This window comes from Nocardia sp. NPDC047654 (assembly GCF_043205035.1).
Lineage (GTDB): Bacteria > Actinomycetota > Actinomycetes > Mycobacteriales > Mycobacteriaceae > Nocardia.
Genome location: NZ_JBIDDF010000003.1, coordinates 1 through 18,034 on the forward strand (window position 1 = coordinate 1; position 18,034 = coordinate 18,034).

General features: G+C 68.4%; 14 protein-coding genes and 4 tRNA genes. 13 read left to right on the forward strand and 5 right to left on the reverse strand.

Translation table 11 applies throughout. From position 1 onward, the window contains the following. Positions 1 to 125: 125 nt before the first annotated feature. Positions 126 to 198 (reverse strand) — tRNA-Lys (locus tag ACGF7Y_RS13565). Positions 199 to 1,052: 854 nt separating this feature from the next. Here ACGF7Y_RS13565 and ACGF7Y_RS13570 point away from each other — a divergent pair. The 7 genes from ACGF7Y_RS13570 to ACGF7Y_RS13600 all read left to right on the forward strand — a co-directional run bounded on the left by ACGF7Y_RS13570 (position 1,053) and on the right by ACGF7Y_RS13600 (position 4,670). Further along, entirely contained in the window at positions 1,053 to 1,718 is a 666-nt protein-coding gene (locus tag ACGF7Y_RS13570) for a TetR/AcrR family transcriptional regulator (RefSeq protein ID WP_040864773.1), read from the forward strand. Between the two features lie 94 nt (positions 1,719 to 1,812). Then, a tRNA-Glu gene (locus ACGF7Y_RS13575) sits at positions 1,813 to 1,885 on the forward strand. A gap of 29 nt (positions 1,886 to 1,914) precedes the next feature. After that, positions 1,915 to 1,988, forward strand: a tRNA-Asp gene (locus ACGF7Y_RS13580). A gap of 58 nt (positions 1,989 to 2,046) precedes the next feature. Then, a tRNA-Phe gene (locus tag ACGF7Y_RS13585) sits at positions 2,047 to 2,120 on the forward strand. A gap of 679 nt (positions 2,121 to 2,799) precedes the next feature. Next, positions 2,800 to 3,480, forward strand: a complete 681-nt coding sequence (locus ACGF7Y_RS13590) for a GAP family protein (protein WP_393233192.1) — start codon at positions 2,800 to 2,802, stop codon at positions 3,478 to 3,480. 74 nt (positions 3,481 to 3,554) lie between these two features. Beyond that, positions 3,555 to 3,737 carry a hypothetical protein gene (locus tag ACGF7Y_RS13595; protein ID WP_040864775.1) on the forward strand — a complete coding sequence of 61 codons (183 nt, stop codon included), beginning with the start codon at positions 3,555 to 3,557 and terminating at the stop codon, positions 3,735 to 3,737. A gap of 213 nt (positions 3,738 to 3,950) precedes the next feature. Beyond that, positions 3,951 to 4,670, forward strand: coding sequence for a polyprenol monophosphomannose synthase (locus ACGF7Y_RS13600; RefSeq protein WP_357038667.1), 720 nt, complete (start codon positions 3,951 to 3,953; stop codon positions 4,668 to 4,670). A gap of 235 nt (positions 4,671 to 4,905) precedes the next feature. Here the strand turns inward: ACGF7Y_RS13600 and ACGF7Y_RS13605 are convergent, their stop codons facing one another. After that, positions 4,906 to 6,318 carry an HAD-IB family hydrolase gene (locus ACGF7Y_RS13605; RefSeq protein WP_393233196.1) on the reverse strand — a complete coding sequence of 471 codons (1,413 nt, stop codon included), beginning with the start codon at positions 6,316 to 6,318 and terminating at the stop codon, positions 4,906 to 4,908. 39 nt (positions 6,319 to 6,357) lie between these two features. After that, complete coding sequence (locus ACGF7Y_RS13610; RefSeq protein ID WP_393233198.1) at positions 6,358 to 8,826, reverse strand: glycerol-3-phosphate 1-O-acyltransferase; 2,469 nt, start codon at positions 8,824 to 8,826, stop codon at positions 6,358 to 6,360. Positions 8,827 to 9,108: 282 nt separating this feature from the next. Here ACGF7Y_RS13610 and nbtS point away from each other — a divergent pair, with 282 nt between their 5' ends. After that, entirely contained in the window at positions 9,109 to 10,419 is a 1,311-nt protein-coding gene (gene nbtS / locus ACGF7Y_RS13615; RefSeq protein ID WP_393233201.1) for a nocobactin biosynthesis salicylate synthase NbtS, read from the forward strand. Between the two features lie 57 nt (positions 10,420 to 10,476). Here the strand turns inward: nbtS and ACGF7Y_RS13620 are convergent, their stop codons facing one another. Next, positions 10,477 to 12,093, reverse strand: coding sequence for a (2,3-dihydroxybenzoyl)adenylate synthase (locus ACGF7Y_RS13620; RefSeq protein WP_393233204.1), 1,617 nt, complete (start codon positions 12,091 to 12,093; stop codon positions 10,477 to 10,479). Between the two features lie 135 nt (positions 12,094 to 12,228). On the opposite strand from ACGF7Y_RS13620, the gene ACGF7Y_RS13625 reads away from it, so the two are divergent. The 3 genes from ACGF7Y_RS13625 to ACGF7Y_RS13635 all read left to right on the forward strand — a co-directional run bounded on the left by ACGF7Y_RS13625 (position 12,229) and on the right by ACGF7Y_RS13635 (position 15,099). After that, positions 12,229 to 13,107 carry an oxidoreductase gene (locus ACGF7Y_RS13625; protein WP_393233207.1) on the forward strand — a complete coding sequence of 293 codons (879 nt, stop codon included), beginning with the start codon at positions 12,229 to 12,231 and terminating at the stop codon, positions 13,105 to 13,107. 113 nt (positions 13,108 to 13,220) lie between these two features. Then, the gene (locus ACGF7Y_RS13630) at positions 13,221 to 13,691 is read left to right on the forward strand and encodes a carboxymuconolactone decarboxylase family protein (RefSeq protein WP_393233210.1); all 471 of its coding nucleotides are present in this window, start codon (positions 13,221 to 13,223) and stop codon (positions 13,689 to 13,691) included. A gap of 316 nt (positions 13,692 to 14,007) precedes the next feature. Beyond that, the gene (locus ACGF7Y_RS13635; protein WP_393233212.1) at positions 14,008 to 15,099 is read left to right on the forward strand and encodes a 3-deoxy-7-phosphoheptulonate synthase; all 1,092 of its coding nucleotides are present in this window, start codon (positions 14,008 to 14,010) and stop codon (positions 15,097 to 15,099) included. Positions 15,100 to 15,172: 73 nt separating this feature from the next. Here the strand turns inward: ACGF7Y_RS13635 and ACGF7Y_RS13640 are convergent, their stop codons facing one another. Then, positions 15,173 to 15,784 carry a GNAT family N-acetyltransferase gene (locus ACGF7Y_RS13640; protein ID WP_393233215.1) on the reverse strand — a complete coding sequence of 204 codons (612 nt, stop codon included), beginning with the start codon at positions 15,782 to 15,784 and terminating at the stop codon, positions 15,173 to 15,175. 100 nt (positions 15,785 to 15,884) lie between these two features. Here ACGF7Y_RS13640 and ACGF7Y_RS13645 point away from each other — a divergent pair, with 100 nt between their 5' ends. Both ACGF7Y_RS13645 and ACGF7Y_RS13650 read left to right on the forward strand, forming a co-directional pair. Continuing rightward, positions 15,885 to 16,796, forward strand: coding sequence for a sigma-70 family RNA polymerase sigma factor (locus tag ACGF7Y_RS13645; protein WP_393233218.1), 912 nt, complete (start codon positions 15,885 to 15,887; stop codon positions 16,794 to 16,796). 71 nt (positions 16,797 to 16,867) lie between these two features. After that, positions 16,868 to 18,034: a pyridoxal phosphate-dependent aminotransferase gene (locus ACGF7Y_RS13650; protein ID WP_393233220.1), complete on the forward strand. Its 1,167-nt coding sequence runs from the start codon at positions 16,868 to 16,870 to the stop codon at positions 18,032 to 18,034.

The following is an 18,034-nucleotide window of genomic DNA, read 5'->3' on the forward strand; positions in this document are numbered from 1 at the left end:
GGGTGTGCTTGTGGGGTGGGGTCCGGGCGGGGGTGGTGCGTGGGGTTCTTTAGGGGGGGGGCCCCCCCCCGCCCCCCCCCCCCCCGGGGGGGGGGCGGGGGGCCCCCCCCCCCCCCCGACCGCTGTGCCCCCAGTAGGGCTCGAACCTACGACCTGCGGATTAAAAGTCCGTAGCTCTACCAACTGAGCTATAGGGGCGCGGAGGAACAGTGTAGTGGGATCGGGGGCGGATGCCCCAATCGGGGGAGTTCGTGTCGGCGGGCGGGATGGATGGGTTGGGTCGGTGTGGCGGGGCGGGTGCGTCGCGGGGCGGCGTGGCGGTGGGTAACACGGCGTGCGCGGAGGGCGATGCGGGCGGTAAACACTTGGCACCCAGCTTTGTTCATCTTAGCTGGATCTGGATATCATTCAATCGTGTTGGCTGGCAATGTCTTTGGATTTGCAGGGGGTGAACGGCTCTGGCCGGGCGAGGCTCGTGGGGCGGGTTGGCGGGCGAAACGTGGGCGGCGGCCGGTTGTCCGGCTTGCCGGTCGGCTCGCATGAACAATCCTGGGCCGCTGGCGAATTCGCGCACCCTCCGGAGGGGCCGGTTGGGTTGCCGAATATTTGCCGTAACAGAAAGCGGAATCGGATGGCCACCTGACTCCTCGGTTTGCCGCGTGTCGGATCGGGATTCCGGGTACGGTGACGCCTTGGTGAATTCCGAAAGAATCGTCGACTCGATCGGCGCCGCGGAATTCGGATTGTCGTTTCCGTGTCCGAAGGCGCCGCGGCCGGTCCGGCCGGCCACGGCTCGACGGAACTCGATGCCGCAGGAGGAGGCACGTTCAGGACGAAGAAATGCCCGGATGCGCACCCCCTGCGGCGCACCCGGGCAGGCAAACTATACCAGCTGGTGTGTTACAGGTTTTCCGCGAGTTTTCGTACCGAAGGTTTGAAATCGGTCGAAAACCGGGTTCGACGTATTGATAAAACTCATGAATTCGCGCCGAGGGTCCGTTCCTTCGGGAGTGGCTGATTGGCGGCGAGTAGGCTTCGGAGGCGTTTCGAGCATGGCACGGCAGCAAGAGCGGGCGCGCCGGACACGGGCGGCGATTATCAGGTCCGCCGCCGTTGAGTTCGGGAAGAGCGGCTATGCCGCTGCATCGCTCAACCGCATATTGGAAGGGTCGCGTGCCACCAAGGGCGCCATGTACTTCCATTTCGATTCGAAAGAAGATCTGGCACGCGCGGTGCTGGAGACCGCGGTGGAACGCTACCGTGCCTCCGCCGAGCGCTGGCTGGCCCGAACGGATCTCAGCCCGCTGGACATCCTGCACGGGGTGGTCGACGAGATCGCGCTGCGGCTCGAGCACGACATCATCGTGCAGGCCGAGTACCGGCTGATCATCGAGCCGGACTTCTACCGTGACGTGCAGGCCGGTGGCGGCCGCATCCTGGGCCGCACCACCAGGGTGCTCACCGTCCGTGCCATCGACCACGGGCAGCTGCGCGCCGACGCCGACCCCGACCGGTTCACCCGCACGCTCGCCGCCGCGCTCGCCGGCCAGCGGTACATGGTGGACCTGCTCGGCGGGCAGGTCGATCTGCGGGCACGGTTCGAGGAGGCGCTCGAGGTCGTGATGGAGGCGATGGCCACCCCGGAATGGCTGGAGAAGTTCCGCAGCGACGGCTGGCGCACCCAGGCCCGCTTGGAGGAGCTCGGTTTGAGCCTCTGACCAGCCGGTTTGGGAATCGAGTCCGGTCTGTCATAAGCTATCCCAGCTCCCAACGGACAGCCGTTGAAAGCCGGTCCGGAGAAATCCGGGGCGAGCCCCCTTCGTCTAGCGGCCTAGGACGCCGCCCTTTCAAGGCGGTAGCGCGGGTTCGAATCCCGTAGGGGGTACGATCTTCGGATCGTTGGTAGCAGAGCATGGCCCTGTGGCGCAGTTGGTTAGCGCGCCGCCCTGTCACGGCGGAGGTCGCGGGTTCGAGTCCCGTCAGGGTCGCAAGTAAGCGCCGGAGATATCCGGCGTTTCGCGTATGGCATTCACTTCGGGTGCCTGCGGCCAGGTAGCTCAGTTGGTACGAGCGTCCGCCTGAAAAGCGGAAGGTCGCCGGTTCGATCCCGGCCCTGGCCACTCCACTCGTAGACGAGCCCTGTTCACGGAATGCGTGAACGGGGCTCGTTTCGTCATTTCTTGTGAGGGTGCAACCCCCACGCCCCGCCCGGCGGGCTTCGCCCCCGGACCCCCATTGGTTGTGGTTGCGTTCGGTGGTTGTCGTTCGGTTTGGTTTTCATCGCCTAGGACGCCTGTGTATTCGGCTTTCCCCGGGGTTGATGGACACCATCCGGATGGCAGCGGAGGCGTGCACGCCCGTCAACCGGTTCGAGCAGGGCAGTTGCGTCCCGATCGAGCCCGCCTTTTGGCCCGTCTCGTTCTGGTTGGTCCTCCACGGTGGGAGGAGGATGTGGTTCAGGTAGGTGCCGCAGGCCACCGATCGGCCGTAGGAGCGGTCGAGGTGGTCCGCAGGTGGGCGATTTCGCTCGGATTCGAATCCCCGCTTATCGGTGGGGTCGTTCTGGTGGGTCTCCGGGCGTCGGCAGTGGGGCGCGTTGATGCCCGCTTGGTGAGGGAGACGCTGACTTGATTTCGCTCGACGGCATCCGTCCGTCGACACGGTGGGGCGGGCTCGATCATCGGGTCGGCGCGGCTCCGAGTATGCGATCGGGAGGCGGGGTGTGGTGAATCACACGGTGCCGCATCCGGGTTCGGGATCGGGTGGTCACCCGGCCGCCGCGGGTAGGCTGGCGCGGCCATGTCGACCCTTCTCCTCGCCCTCGCGGGGTTCGCCTTCCTCGACTCGCTCGACCTGTTGCTGATCGGCGTCACCACGGCTGTGGTCTACGACAGCAGGTTGAGCCGTCGCTCGCCGCTGGTGGGCGGTCTGAGCTTGCTGGCGGGCGTCTTCGCCGTCACCACCGCCTTCGGGATCTGCACCATCCTGGGGATCGGCTTTCTGACCGATCTGATCGACTTCGAGATCACGCCGGCAATTCGGTACTGGGGTGAACTCGCCGCCGGGGTGTTGTTGATCGTTCTCGCGAGCATTCGAATGACGGGAACGGCCGCCCCGCGGCGGGCGCCGGCATTGCGCCGCCGACCGTGGATACTCGCCGGCCTCGGTGTGGCGATCGGTATCGCGCAGGCCCCGACAGCGGTGCCTTATCTCGCCGGACTCGCGATGATCTCCGCGCGGCATCCGCTGCCCACGTTGTGGCCACTGATCGTCGTCGCGTATTGCGCGCTCGCATTGCTGCCGCCGCTGGTGATACTCGGCCTCGCGCTGCGGCGGACGACCGGCGCGCGGCGGATGTATCGAAAAGTTGTTCGCATTATCACCGCATACGGCCCGATTTCGGTGCGCATACTGTTCGCGATCTTCGGTGTGGTCCTCCTGTGTGACGCGCTCGTCCATTACCGAAGCCTCTGGTGGTGAAAAGCGGTCGCCGAGTCCGGCAACGGATGGCGTAAACGCGGTTGAGGCGTGGTGTTCGGTGGGATGCTGGAGGTATGGCTGAGCGCTGGTATTACTGCTTGAAGCACAAACGAGCCGAGCAAGGTCGGCAGTGCTGGTTCCGCGATCGGATGGGGCCGTACCCGGACCAGGCGACGGCGGAACGTGCGCTCGAGATCGCGCAGGCGCGCAACACGCGGGAAGATGCCCGGGACCGGGCCTGGCGGGACGGCGACTGAGGCGGCGCGGGGGAATGGCTCGCGGAAAGACTTCCCCCGGACGGTGAAGTTGATCTTGAGCCGCAGGTCGGAGGCTCGGGCGGTGTGGCACCGGGTGCGGCCGCTCAGTTCGCGATCAGGTGTATCGAGTACGGTTCTCCAGAACTCGACGAATGCTCGGAGGTCCTGGCGTGGGCTGCGAGCGGAAACCAGGATCAGCAGGGAGGGCGACCCTTGAGGGTTACCGTTGTTGTGCCGACCTACAACGAGCGGGAGAATTTGCCGGTTGCGGTGGAGCGGCTGACCGCGCTGCCGGTGCCCGACCTGCACGTACTCGTGGTGGACGACAGCTCGCCGGACGGCACCGGTGAGGTGGCCGACAAGCTGGCCGCCGAACTGCCGAACGTGGTGGGTGTGCTGCACCGGACCGAGAAGGACGGGCTGGGGCGTGCGTACGTGGCGGGCATCACGCGCGCGCTGGACGAAGGCGCGGACGTGGTGATCCAGATGGACGCCGACCTGTCGCATCCCGCCGAAGTGATCCCGGCCATGCTGGAGAAGCTGACCACCACCGACGCGGGCGTGGTGCTCGGTTCCCGCTACGTCCCGGGCGGCTCGACCGCCTCGGAATGGAAGTGGTACCGCAAGGCGCTGTCGGCCTGGGCCAACTTCTACGTGAACCTGATCCTGCGGCTGGGCGTCAAGGACGCCACCGCGGGCTTCAAGGCGTGGAAAGCCGACACCCTGCGCGCCATCGACGTGGGCTCGATCCGCAGCAACGGATACTCCTTCCAGGTCGAGATGAACTACCGCACCATCAAGAAGGGTGTCGCGATCGCCGAGGTGCCGATCCGGTTCGAGGAACGGACACTCGGCGCGTCCAAGATGAGCCTCAAAGTGCAGCTCGAGTCGGCGCTCATGCCGTGGAAGCTGCTGTTCGGCCGCGCGGTCTGAGCACATGCCGACGGGCCCCGCTTCCTGAGGGAGCGGGCCCGCCGTGGTTGCGGTCAGCGTCCGACGAGCCGGTTGCCCGTCGCCTCCGACTCGTCACGAGCACCAGGTGAATCGCCGACAGGGCGACGGGAACCGACGATGTCCGAGTGCGCGGCGACGGTCGCGCCGCCGCCGACCACCCACGGCAGTACAGCGGCCGAGCAGGGAAAAAGCTGCGCGGCGTGCTCTCAGCTGATCAGCGGGGCCAATTCAGGAGCGTCTCGACGAACAATCGGCGTACCTCTGCCACTTTGTCGTCCAGATCGCCCGGATCCCACGCGCTGACGTCGATCGGATCGAGAATCGCCACGTCGACCGTGCCGGGGCGGGCGACCATCGCGTTGCGTCGGCAGATCTCACCCGCGTTCCGGATGACGACCGGGATCACCGGCACCCCCGCCTGCATCGCGATGTGGAACGCGCCTTTCTTGAACGGCCCGACCTCTGGGGTGTAGGAACGAGTTCCTTCCGGAGCCACCGCGACCGACAAGCCGCCGCGCAGAGTCTCCACCACCGGTCGCAACGCGGCCCTGGCCTGCTCGCTGTTCGTGCGATCGATGAACGTCACGCCGACGAAGCGCATGAGCGGTCCGAAGACCGGATTCTTGGTCAGCTCCTTCTTGCCGATCGCCGTCACGCCGCCGCCGAGCACTTCGGGGACGATGATGATGTCGAACTGGCTCTGATGGTTGAACAGGAAGACCGCGGGCCGCGGCGATTTCGCGTTCTCGGCGCCGGTGACCCGCACCCGCACTCCCGCGATGCGCAGCGTGTTGCGCGCCGCGTGCGCCATCAACGCGTCGGCCATCTGTTGCCGGTCCTTCGTGGGCGCTTTCGCCGCGACGCCGAACAGCGCGCCGCCGAGCAGCCCGGCGAACCCCGCGGCGGTACGCGCGTAGTCGCTCGCACGCGGCCTGGGACGCGGCCGGAAGACCAGCCCGCTCCAGCGCTGCCGGTCGGCGATGGCGTTCAGCGCGTCGTCGGGGTTCACCGCCACGGGACGCCCCACCAGCGACAGCAGGGGCAGGTCGGCGACCGCGCCGGCATAGGCGTAGCTGCGGCTCGGATCCACCTCGTGCGTGGCGGCGAACTCGGCGACCGCCTCGGCCTTGCGGTTGCCCCAGAGCGCCTTTCCATCGGGATGCCCGGTGAGCACGCCGTCGTCGGTGGCCATGGGCGTGTAGAGCACGTGCTCGATGCCCAGTTGCGCTGCGGCGGGGGCGACTTGGAATCGGGTCAGCGAGCTGACCAGGACGATGGTGTGCCCGGCCGCTCGGTGCGTCCGGATCAGCTGCCATGCCTCGGGGTAGAGGTACTCGTAGACGGTGTGCTGGAACAGACGCCTGCCCAGTTCGTCGAGTTCCTCTTCGGAACGCCCGGCCAGCGCCTCGGACAGCTCCCGGAGGAACCGGCTGTATTCGCCGTCGGTCATGTGCTTGCGGATGCCGCCGAGCAGCACGTCGGCGGGCTTGCGGCGCCGCCGGTGCCGCGGTCCGGGACCGTCGATGACAGTGCCACCGAAATCGAAGACCGCGGCGATCGCGCGGCCCTGCGGTCCGGAACGTATGGCGGCGAGCGCGGTGTCGAGATCAGCGCGCGCGTCGGTCATCGAACCTCCCGGATACCACCGTGCTTTGGCGTCGATCGCTCACCGCGCCTCCCGGTTGGACGGGTCGAGCGCGGCGGCCTGCGCGATGCGGATCCCGATATCGCGCAGACGTTCGGCGAATTCGATTCTGCGCCGCAGCAATTCCGCGCGGCTCTGTTCCGGGTCGTCGTCGGCCGCCGCCTCCAGCAGGCCGTAGTTGTCGGCGAGCTTCAGGGCGCTGGTGAACAACTCGGTGGAGACCGACTCCGGGCTGTGCAGTCGTTGCTGCAGCTTCATCTGCTTGCCGACCGCGACGCATTCGGTGATGAACTCCTTGCGGTCGATCTCGTCGCACGCGTCCCGGGCGGCGAGCCGTTCGGCTACCACCAGCTGCGCGTCGACGAAGGAGCGCAGCACGCGGTGGGCCATGGTGAAGCCGGATGCGGTGAGCTTCGCCAGGATGTCCGAGCCGAAGGTGTCGCGCCGGGTGTGGCTGAACCAGTCCGGATCCACCAGGAGCATCTCCGCGACCATTTGATCGGCGAACTCGCCGCGCTCGGGGAAGAAGAACTCGAACTTCAGCAGATCGCGCAGGCGGAACGCCTCGTCCCAGCCGGTGTCGAGGGCGTCGGCCTCGTCGTTGTCGACCGCGGTCAGGATGGACAGCTCGAGGATGGCGCGGTTGACGAACCAGTGCACGGCGCTGTTGCGGTAGAAGGCGGCTTCGAGATGCGCACCCGGCTCGATCGAGTACACCGGCTCGATCCCGCCGCGATACACCGTCACCACCTTGGCCATCGAAAGCTGTTCCAGCACCACGGCCAGGCCCTGTTCGTCGCGCAGCGCGTCGAGTTCGCCGCGCGGCAGTTCGCGCTTGTCGATGTAGCCGAGCACCGGGTTGAGCACCGTGCGCACCTCGCCGAGGGTGAGGGCGCGCCCGTCCACTCCCAGCAGCGCCAAGGTGACCAGCGCGTTGACCGTGATCGGCGTGACCGCGTTGATGCCGACCGCGACTTCGAAAGCCAGCCGTTGCACGGCCTTCCGTTCCAGCTCGGCGACTTCCGGCGGATCGCTGTCGACGACGCCCGCTTCGGGGCGCGGCGGCGGAATCGGCTCGGTGTGGTGCAGCGGGATGGTCAGCGGCGGGGTCGTGAGCGGATCGCCGTACGCGGAAAGCCGATCGCGAGCCGACAGCGGCTCGCCGAAGCGGACGTAGACGTGCCCGGCGGAGTGTTGTTGACTGCGGATGTAGCGCGCCAGCCAGGTCAGCCCCTCGGGTTTCTTCTTGCCGCCTTCCTGCTCGGTGGCGATGGCGCCGAGTTCGTTGAGCCGCTCGTAGGTGATCGAGACGGGCACCAGCATGACGTCGTCGATGCGGTTCGAACGAACTGCCGCGGCAAGGTAGTTCAGCAGGCCGTAGCGCGGTGGCCGCAGCTTGCCGGTGCGGGTGCGGCCGCCTTCGAAGTACCACTCCAGGTTGAAGCGCTTGGCCAGCAGGTAGGCGAAGTACTCCTCCACGACGGCCTTGTAGACCTCGTCGTCGCCGAAGCTGCGCCGGATGAACACCGTCCCGGTGCGCCGGGCGATCGGGCCCATCGGCCAGAAGCCCAGATTCGCGCCGCCGATCACGTGGTTCGGTGGGAAGTCGTTGCGGGCCAGCACGTCTCCCAGCACGAACGCGTCGACGTACGAGCGGTGCGAGGGCAGGAACACCAGCGGATAGCGGCGGTTGAGATCGCGCAACCCGGTGAGGCCGGACTCGTCGGGGTCCACCTTCCAGGTCGAGGCGTGCACCGGCCGCATGGCCTGGGTGAACAGGTCGGAGACCAGCCTGCTCTGGGCGGCGACCAGTTCGTTGAGCCCCTTCTCCGCGCGGCGGTACACCTCGTGCGGGCTCGCCCCGATCTGGTCGGCGATCAGCTCCAGCCTGCGCAGGAAGTCGGGGGAGTCGAGAATCTCCTCCGCGACCAGCTTGGGCACCTTGTACCGGTCGCCGATGATGGTGCGTTCGGCGCGTTCGAGCGCCACCACCGCCGCGCGCACGACGGCGCGGGCGAACGGCTCGGCGGTGCCCTTGTCGAACAGCGTCGAAGCCTCGGGGTTGTTCGCGCGCAGTTCGCTGAGCCGGGCGGGCGCGCCGGTCAATACGACGTGCCGGTCCGGCGACTTGGCCAGCAGCCTGCGCTGCGCCAGCCGATTGGGTTTGCGCGGGTTGGTCAGCAGGGCGAGATCGGCGAACGTGACTCGGCGTACGCCGTCGCGTTCCGGGGGCAGCCACAGCACGCGGATCGGCACCACCAGCGGATCGTCACGCCTGCCAACCAGCCGGGCGGCGATGGCGCCCGCGTCCAGGTCCAGCTGTGTGACCGGTGCGTCGGTGCCCAATTCCGCGCTGATCCCGCCGTCGGCGAGCCACTTGCCGACGAGTTCGCGTTCCACCCCCGAGGCGGCGTCGATCAGGGCCACCACCGATCGCGGTGCGGTCTCGGGCCGGGTTGTCGCGGGTGAATCGCCGCGGTGATCGATCATCGATGTTCTTCCCTCCGCAGGTGACGCTCTCCACTATTCAATCCCGGCGGATGTATTCCCCGCAGGCAGTCGGCGCGTCGAGTTCGGTTCGGCGGGCACGGGATGGCGTGATCGTCGCACGGGATGCGGGGCGCGTGCGGCGAAAGTACTTGCCGTACGGGGACCTCCGTCCCGCGGTGATCGCTCGGGGCCCGGCTGTGGCCGCGAGCACACCCGCACCGTGAAGGAGGTAATGCTAACCTTACCTGCACAAGTTAGGCCAGGGTTACCTTTGGAGGATCGTTGTCGACCACGGAACGCCTGCGGGTTGAGTATGTGACCGATCCGGCGGCAGCGATGTCCCGGCTGGCGGGGGCGGATCGGTTCGGCGAGTACGTGATGTACGAGCGTCCGGGGGAGTGGGTGTTCGCCGCCGATCCGATCGGCAGTGTCGAACTGGACGTGCGGGAGCTGCGCGTCACCTGGGAGGGCCAGACCACGGCCAGCCGGTGGGAAGGCAATCCGGCGGGTGTGATCGATCGCGCGCTCGGCGCGCTTCCCCTCGACGAGCGCAACGCCTACGGCTGGATCGGATTCGAGTTCTGCGCGTGGGCGCTCGACGCCACCGAGCACTTGGACCCGCGCACCGCGATCGCGCACCTGATGGTGCCCCGAATCGAGGTGCGGGTGGGCGAATCCGGCGTGCGGATATCGGGTGCGACGCCGACGGAGACCGGCGACATCCACGACCTGATCGCGCAGTCGCAGAACACCGAACTGCCGCGGGCGCAGCCTGCCGACATCCGCATCGATCCGACCGGCTACCGCGACCGGGTGGCCGAGGCGGTCGGCGAGATCCAGGCCGGGCGGTATCAGAAGGTCATCCTGTCCAGGAAGGTCGATCTGCCGTTCACCGTGGACGTTCCGGCCACCTATCGCCTCGGGCGCGCGCACAACACGCCCGCGCGCTCGTTCCTGCTGCGGCTCGGCGGTTTGGAGGCGGCGGGCTTCAGCCCCGAACTGGTCGCGTCGGTGGACGACGACCGGGTGGTGACCACCGAACCGCTGGCGGGTACCCGGGCCTTCGGGCGTGGTTCCGCGGCCGACCTCGCCGCCAGGGCCGACCTGGTGACCGACCCGAAAGAGATCGTCGAGCACGCGATCTCGGTGCAGACCTCGTTCGCGGAGATCGCGGCCGTCGCGGACCCCGGCACGCCCGCGGTATCGGATTTCATGGCCGTGCGCGAGCGGGGCAGTGTGCAGCATCTGGCGTCCACGGTGCGTGGACGGCTGGCGGCCGACCGGTCCAGCTGGGACGCGCTGGAGGTGCTGTTCCCGTCGGTGACCGCCTCGGGGATTCCCAAGCGTGCGGGCGTCGACTCGGTGTTCCGGCTCGATCACGACCCGCGCGGGCTGTATTCCGGTGCGGTGGTCACCGTTTCGCCGACCGGCGCGATGGAGGCGACCCTCGTGTTGCGCGCGGTGTACCAGAACGCCGAGGGAGCTTGGCTGCGCGCGGGCGCGGGCATCGTCGGCCAGTCGCGGCCGGAGCGCGAATTCGAGGAGACCTGCGAGAAGCTGGGCAGCATCGCGCCCTACGTCGTCAAGGCATAGGGGAAGCCGCACGGGCAGCGCACCGATGATGCGCTGCCCGTCGGTCTTCCAGCAGTGCTACAGCGCGGCGCGCAGGGCCTTCTTGTCGATCTTGCCCACCGCGGTGATCGGCAATGCGTCGCTGCGGCGCAGCACGTCCGGCAGCTTGTAGGTGGCCAGCCCGCGCGCGGTCAGGAAGGTCTTGATCTCGGCCAGCGTGGGCATCTCGCCGTCGACGACCAAGACGGCGCAGACTTTTTCGCCCAGCGCCGCGTCCGGTAGCCCCACGGCGGCCGCGTGCCGGACGGCGGGATGGGCGAGCAGGTGCTCCTCGAGTTCGTCGCAGGAGACGTTCTCGCCGCCGCGGTTGATCACGTCCTTGATCCGGCCGGACACCACGAGATGCCCGCTGGACAGGCGGCGGACCAGGTCTCCGCTGCGATAGAAACCGTCCGGGGTGAACGCGCGCGCGTTGTGCTCGGGTGCGCGGTAGTAGCCGCGGATCGTGTACGGACCCCTGGTCAGCAGTTCGCCCTCGGCGCCGGGCGCCACGTCGTTGCCGTCGCCGTCCACCACGCGGATCTCGTCGGCGGGGGAGAGCGGACGGCCCTGGCTGGTGTGCAGCAGTTCGGCGGGATCGTCGAGCCGGGTGTAGTTGAGCAGGCCCTCGGCCATGCCGAACACTTGCTGCAAGGTCGCGCCCAGCGCCGGGGTCACTTCCTTGGCGTTGACCTCGGCCAGTCGCGCGCCGCCCACTTGGAGCAGCCGCAGCGAAGTCAGATCGGCCTCTTCCCATTCGGTGGCCGCGCACCAGAGCTGGGCCAGCGGCGGCACGACGGCGGTGATCGTGACCCGGTGCCGCTCGATCGCGGCGAACGCGTTCTCCGGGCTCGGGTCGCTGACGAAGGCGACCGCGCCACCGACCCCGACGGTGCCGAGGATCCCGGGGCAGGCCAGGGGGAAGTTGTGTGCGGCGGGGAGCGTCGCGAGGTACACGTCCCGCTCGCTGAGTTCGCACAGCTCGGCGCTGGCGGTGGCGTTGTAGAGATAGTCGTCGTGCGTGCGCGCGATCAGCTTCGGCAGGCCGGTGGTGCCGCCGGAGACCAGCATCAAGGCGATGTCCCCCGGATCGATCTCGGGCAGTTCGCCGCCGTCACGCGGTACCGAGGCGAGGTCGGTGAACGGGCCGGGATCGCCGAGTACCAGAACGTGGCGCAGCGACGGCACCGCGTCTCGCACGGTCGACGCCAGGTCCCGGTAATCGAAATCGCCCGCCCGGTCGGCGACGATGTAGCCGACCGCGTCGGAAATTCGCGCCAGGTGCTCGATTTCGGCCCGTCGATGCGCGGGCAGGCTCAACACGGGAATGATCCCGGCGCGCAGCAGGCCGAACAGCACGGTCAGGAACTCGGGCACGTTCGGCAGCTGGACCACCACGCGGTCGCCGGAGGCGATGCCGAGCGCGAGCAGTCCGTGGGCCATCCGGTCCGCGGCGGCGTCGATGTCGGCGTAGTTGCGTGAGCCCTGCGCGGCGAGCAGCGCGGGACGCTGTGGATGCCGGTGCGCGGTCGCCCGCAAGAGGTCCCCGAGCGGGCGTCCGGCCCAGTAGCCCGCGGCCCGGTACTCCTCGGCCTTGTCCGCCGGGAAAGGTACATAGCCGTCGCGATGCGCGGACTCGGTCGGTATGGAAGTCACGGTCTGCCTCACAAGAATCAAGCCAGGGTTCCCTGATGTAGGTTAGGCAACCCTACTTGAAATTGGCGACGCTCCGACCGGCCCGGGCGTGTTCGACTCTGCCGCCCGGTGCTGCCGCGCACTAGACTTTCCGGCATGACCAGGTGGGACACCTCGAACATCCCCGACCAGAGCGGTCGGAAGTTCATCGTGACAGGGGCCAACAGTGGCCTGGGAGCCGAGACGGTGCGCGCGCTGGCCGCGGCGGGCGGCGAGGTGGTGCTCGCCTGCCGGAATGTGACCAAAGGGGAGCGCGTGGCCGCCGAGCTGGGTGACCGGGCGCGGGTGCGCGAGTTGGATCTGGCCGATCTCGCGTCGGTCCGGGCGTTCGCCGAGGGCGTCGACGGGGCCGATGTCCTGATCAACAACGCGGGCGTGATGGCCGTGCCAGAAGGTCGCACCGCCGACGGATTCGAAAAACAGGTCGGTACAAATCATCTCGGTCACTTCGCGCTCACCGGGCTACTGCTGGGCAAGATCTCGGACCGGATCGTCACCGTCTCCAGCGGCGCGCATCAGGTCGGCAAGATCGATCTGGACGATCTCAACTGGGAGCGGCGCAAGTATCAGCGGTGGGCCGCCTACGGGCAGGCCAAGCTGGCCAACCTGATGTTCGCTCGCGAGTTGCAGCGCAGATTGACCGCGGCGGGCTCGTCGAAGGTCTCGGTCGCCGCGCATCCCGGCTACGCGTCCACCGAGTTGCAGTCGCACACCGAGTCGTTCCTCGACCGGGTGATGTCGGTGGGCAACCAGGTATTCGCGCAGAGCGCCGCGATGGGCGCGCTGCCGACGTTGTACGCCGCGACCACCGACGTCGAGCCCGGCGGCTACTACGGCCCGGTCGGATTCGGCGGAATGCGTGGATTTCCGGGGCCTTCCGGTTCGTCGAAAGCGTCCAAGGACGAGAAGGTCGCGGCCGATTTGTGGCAGCTGTCGGAGAAGCTGACCGGAGTTACCTACGCCTTCACCGAATAGCCGCCCCTCGACCTTCCGAGCGCTGTGATCCGGGTCTCATCGTCCGTTGTCACACTCGGCCGCACCGCGTCGTCCTCTTGATGAACCGCAAGGAACGGCAAAGGACGGACATCATGGAACAGCGCTTCGAACTCTTCTCCAACTCGGTCGGCGGCAGCTTCATCAAGCGACTCACCATGGCCGGCAAGGTGATCAACGACTCCACTCTGGATGCCGCGACCTATGAATTGGTGAAGATCCGGGCCAGCCAGATCAACGGGTGCGGCTACTGCACCGACATGCACACCAAGGACGCCGCGCACGCGGGCGAGACCTCGGTGCGGCTCAACCTGATCGCCGTGTGGCACGAGGCCACCGTCTTCACCGAGGCCGAGCGGGCCGCACTGGCGCTCACCGAGGAGGCCACCCGGATCGGCGACGGCCGGGCGGTCAGCGACGAGGTGTGGCAGGAGGTGCGCAAGCACTACGACGACGACCAGATCGCCGCCCTCATCGCCGCCATCGCGATGATCAACGCCTGGAACCGGATGAACGTCATCGCGCGCACTCCGGCGGGGAGTTACGTTCCGGGCCAGTGGGGGTGAACCCACGTCGTCCGGTATCGCCCGCGCCGTTCGCGGCCCCCGTGTGGACCGCGAACGGCGCTCGTGGACTCCGCGGACGGAAGGCGTGTCGACCACCGGCACCGTGGCATATCTAACAACCTCGTTCACCGATCGGTTGTCGGATGGTACTGTCCCCGACGTGCGGCGCGTGTATTTCTGGTTTAGCAAGCCGGCCCCGGGTGGGCTGGTCTGCGGCAACCACATGCGCTGACGAACTTCCACCCCGAGCCGGACGATGGACCGGCTCGACGGGATTCTCGTCCGTGGGTCGGCCCCGAGAAAAGGAACCCACGACATGACAACCGCAGCCGACGTCGACGCACGGCATTCCGATCTGGATGATCAACGCACCCTGAACGTCAGCCCGCTGCGTTCACCGGCGGAGGTGCGTCGCGTGCATCCGATCACCGATGCCCTCGCCGACACCGTCCGTGCGGGACGCAGGGCCACCGTCGACGTGCTGAACGGTGCGGATGATCGCTTGATGGTGATCGTCGGCCCGTGTTCGGTGCACGACCCCGCCGCCGCGCTCGACTACGCGCGCCGTCTCGCGGCGAAGGCCGCCGAACTCGGCGACCGCTTGCATGTGGTGATGCGGGTCTACTTCGAGAAGCCGCGCACCAGCCTGGGCTGGAAGGGCCTGATCAACGACCCGCATCTGGACGGCTCGTTCGACGTCAACACCGGACTCGGCTTCGGCCGCAAGCTGCTGGTCGACATCACCGCCCTCGGCCTTCCGGTGGCCTGCGAGTTCCTGGACCCGATCACTCCGCAGTACATCGCGGATCTGGTGTCCTACGGCGCGATCGGCGCGCGCACCGCGGCCAGCCAGGTGCACCGCCAGCTCAGCAGTGCGTTGTCGATGCCGGTCGGGATCAAGAACGGCACCGACGGCGACGTCCAGGTGGCGGTGGACGGTGTGCGCGCCGCGGCGGCCAGCCACGTCTTCCCCGGCACCGACCTCGACGGTCGTGCCGCGCTCATCCGCACCACCGGCAACCCGGACTGCCACGTGATCCTGCGCGGCGGCAGCAACGGGCCGAACTACGACGCGGCTTCGGTCGCCGAGGCGTGCCTGCGGCTGGACAAGGCGTCGTTGCCGGAGCGGATCGTGGTGGACGCCAGCCACGGCAACAGCAACAAGGACCACAACAAGCAGGTCGACGTGGTCACCGACATCGCGCGGCGGCTGGCGGCGGGCGAGACCGCGGTCGTCGGCGTGATGCTGGAGAGCTTCCTGGTCGCGGGACGCCAAGACCTCACCCTCGGCCACGCCGACGAGCTCGCCTACGGGCAGTCGATCACCGACGCCTGCCTCGACTGGGAAACCACCGCCAGCCAGCTGGACCGCCTGGCCGAGGCGGTGCGGCAGCGCCGCGAGAGCTGACTCGGCGCGAGCCGACGGGGCCGCGCGCACGGCATGACCGGCGTGGACAGCGGAGGTCGCGCGCGGCGGTCGCTCACGCGGGGCCGGGCGCCTGCGCGAGCGGCGTCGCGCGACGGGTGAACTCGGCGGGCCAGTCGCCCGCCACACCGGGCGGGTCGGTGCGCAGCCGGGCAGCGAGCCAGTGGTCGCGGCGTCGTCCGCGTTGGATGCTGCCCAGTCGGCACATTCCCTCGTACCGGAATCCGGCGCGCCGGGCGACCGCGGCCGAAGCGTAGTTGCCCACGTACGCGCGCCAGGCGATCCGTTCCAGGGCCAAGCCGTCGGCGCGGAACCCGAACTGGCACACCAGCTCCACCGCCTGCGTCATCAGGCCGCACGACCGCTGTGCCGGAGCGAGCCAGAAACCGATCTCTGCCGCGCTCTCGTCGACCGCGCCGAGACCGATCGTGCCGATCACCGGTCCGTCGGCACGCAGCCGCACCGCCCAGATCGGGCTGCGCGCCGCCCAACCGGGGACGACCATCTTCTCGATGAAGGTGACGGCGCTGTCCCGGACGTACGGCACCGGGATGGTCACCCACTCCGCGATGGCCGGATCTTGGCAGCACTCGGTGATCGTGTCGATATCGTCCGTCGTCGGGGCCGAAAGCCAGATCGTCCCGTTCGACAGCACATGGTGGTCCATCGCGTCATGCTGTCACGAAGCGTTCGGTGGATCATCCGGTTTACCTCGCCGCCGATGCCGTGCGGGAACGTTTCGAACCGGACCGTAGACTTCTTCCTCGATGGTTGCCGCGCTGCTTTCCGACCTGTTCGAGTCACATCGGGCGCATCTGCTCTCGGTCGCCTATCGGCTGACGGGCAGCGTCGGCGATGCCGAGGACGCGGTCCAGGAGAGCTGGTTGCGCTTGGCGGGCGCGCACCAGTCCGAGATCGATGACCTGCGGGCGTGGCTGACCACCGTGGTGAGCCGTATCTGCCTGGACCGTCTGCGTAGCGCGGCGGCGCGGCGAGAGAGCTACGTGGGCCAGTGGCTGCCGGAACCGGTGGTCACCGCTCGTACGCCGTCGAGCGCGCCCGACCCGCTGGAAACAGTGGTGCGCAAGCAGGAGTGCCGGTTCGCCGCGCTGATCGTGCTCGACACCCTGACGCCGCCGCAGCGCGTGGCCTTCGTGCTGCACGACGGGTTGTCGGTGCCGTTCGACGAGATCGCCGACATCCTCGGCATCTCCGCCGACGCCGCGCGGCAACTGGCGGTCCGTGCCCGCAAGGCGGTGACGCAGACGCCGCAGCCGGTGCCCGATGCCGAGCACGAGGCCGCCGTGCAGCGCTTTCTCCTCGCGCTGAGCTCCGGTGACGTCACCGCCGTCGCGGCGGCGCTGCATCCGGACGCGGTGATGATCGGCGATGCCAACGGCACCACCGCCACCGCGATCAACGTCCTGCACGGCGCGGATCGCATCGCCCGTTTCTACCTGGGTCTGGTGCGCAAGTACGGGCTGGAGGACGCGTCGCCGGTCTATGAATTCGTGTCGGTGAACGGGCAGTTGGGGCTGCGGGTCGCGGCTCGTCCGGCGTCCGATGGCCGGGCCGGTTACCCCACGCGGGTGGTCGGCTTCACGGTGCGGGACGGAGTGGTCTGGGGAACCTACGATCTGGCGAATCCGGCCAAGCTGGGCGGCGTTCGGCTGGGTTGAGCCCGGCGCGGAGACCCCCGGCGGGCTCCGGCGTTCGCGATGGCGTCGAGGTAGGAGGCTAGTCTCCGGTTATGCCCTCGCGACACCAGACCGTTGCCCGCCTGCGCCCCTTCGCGTCGACCATCTTCGCCGAGATGACCGAGCTCGCCGTCCGGCACGACGCGGTCAACCTGGGTCAGGGCTTCCCCGACAGCGACGGGCCCGCGAGAATGCTGGAAGTGGCGCGCCGTGCCATCGCCGACGGGCTCAACCAGTACCCGCCCGGGCGCGGCATGCCGGTGCTGCGCCGCGCCGTGGCCGACGACCGGGCCCGGCGCTACGGCACCGACTACGACCCCGATTCGCAAGTGCTGGTGACCGTGGGCGCGACGGAGGCGATCAGCGCCGCGGTGCTCGGCTTGGTCGAGCCGGGCGAAGAGGTCGTGCTGATCGAGCCGTACTACGACTCGTACGCGGCGGCCGTGGCGCTGGCCGGCGCCCGGCGGCGCACGGCGCGCTTGGTGGCCGACGGGGACCGGTTCGTGCTCGATCTGGACAGCCTGCGTGCCGCGATCACCCCCGCGACCCGGATGCTGATCGTCAACTCGCCGCATAATCCGACCGGCACCGTGCTCGGGCGCCCGGACTTGCAGGCGATCGCCGAAATCGCCTGTGAACACGACATTCTGGTGTTGACCGACGAGGTCTACGAGCACCTGACCTACGACGGCGCCGAGCACATCAGCCTCGCGACTCTGCCGGGCATGGCCGAACGGACGATCGTGGTGTCCAGCGCGGCGAAGACCTTCAGCGTCACCGGGTGGAAGACCGGGTGGGCATGCGGGCCCGCCGAGCTGATCGTCGGGGTGCTCGCGGCCAAACAGTTCCTGACCTTCGTAGCGGGCGGGCCGTTCCAGCCCGCGGTCGCGCATGCGATCGACCACGAGCTGGGCTGGGTGCGGGAGCTGCGGGAGGCGTTGTCCGAGAAGCGTCTTCGCTTGTCCGCCGCACTCGCCGACATGGGGATGCGGGTGTTCACGAGCGCGGGCGGCTACTTCGTCGTCGCCGATATCACACCGCTGGGCATCGCGGATGGGGTGGCGTTCTGCCGTGAACTGCCGAAGCGTCAAGGGGTGGCGGCGGTACCGGTCAGCGTGTTCGCCGACGACACCGCCGCCTGGAATCACCTGGTGCGCTTCACCTTCTGCAAGCGCGACGAGACCCTGGACGAGGGGGTGCGGCGATTGCGTCGCGGATGA

Bases quoted from the DNA above. Each gene is read 5' to 3' on its own strand.
- ACGF7Y_RS13570 (WP_040864773.1), top strand. From the start codon at position 1,053: ATGGCACGGCAGCAAGAGCGGGCGCGCCGGACACGGGCGGCGATTATC.
- ACGF7Y_RS13590 (WP_393233192.1), top strand. From the start codon at position 2,800: ATGTCGACCCTTCTCCTCGCCCTCGCGGGGTTCGCCTTCCTCGACTCG.
- ACGF7Y_RS13595 (WP_040864775.1), top strand. From the start codon at position 3,555: ATGGCTGAGCGCTGGTATTACTGCTTGAAGCACAAACGAGCCGAGCAA.
- ACGF7Y_RS13605 (WP_393233196.1), bottom strand. From the start codon at position 6,318: ATGACCGACGCGCGCGCTGATCTCGACACCGCGCTCGCCGCCATACGT.
- ACGF7Y_RS13610 (WP_393233198.1), bottom strand. From the start codon at position 8,826: ATGATCGATCACCGCGGCGATTCACCCGCGACAACCCGGCCCGAGACC.
- ACGF7Y_RS13625 (WP_393233207.1), top strand. From the start codon at position 12,229: ATGACCAGGTGGGACACCTCGAACATCCCCGACCAGAGCGGTCGGAAG.
- ACGF7Y_RS13630 (WP_393233210.1), top strand. From the start codon at position 13,221: ATGGAACAGCGCTTCGAACTCTTCTCCAACTCGGTCGGCGGCAGCTTC.
- ACGF7Y_RS13635 (WP_393233212.1), top strand. From the start codon at position 14,008: ATGACAACCGCAGCCGACGTCGACGCACGGCATTCCGATCTGGATGAT.
- ACGF7Y_RS13640 (WP_393233215.1), bottom strand. From the start codon at position 15,784: ATGGACCACCATGTGCTGTCGAACGGGACGATCTGGCTTTCGGCCCCG.
- ACGF7Y_RS13645 (WP_393233218.1), top strand. From the start codon at position 15,885: ATGGTTGCCGCGCTGCTTTCCGACCTGTTCGAGTCACATCGGGCGCAT.
- ACGF7Y_RS13650 (WP_393233220.1), top strand. From the start codon at position 16,868: ATGCCCTCGCGACACCAGACCGTTGCCCGCCTGCGCCCCTTCGCGTCG.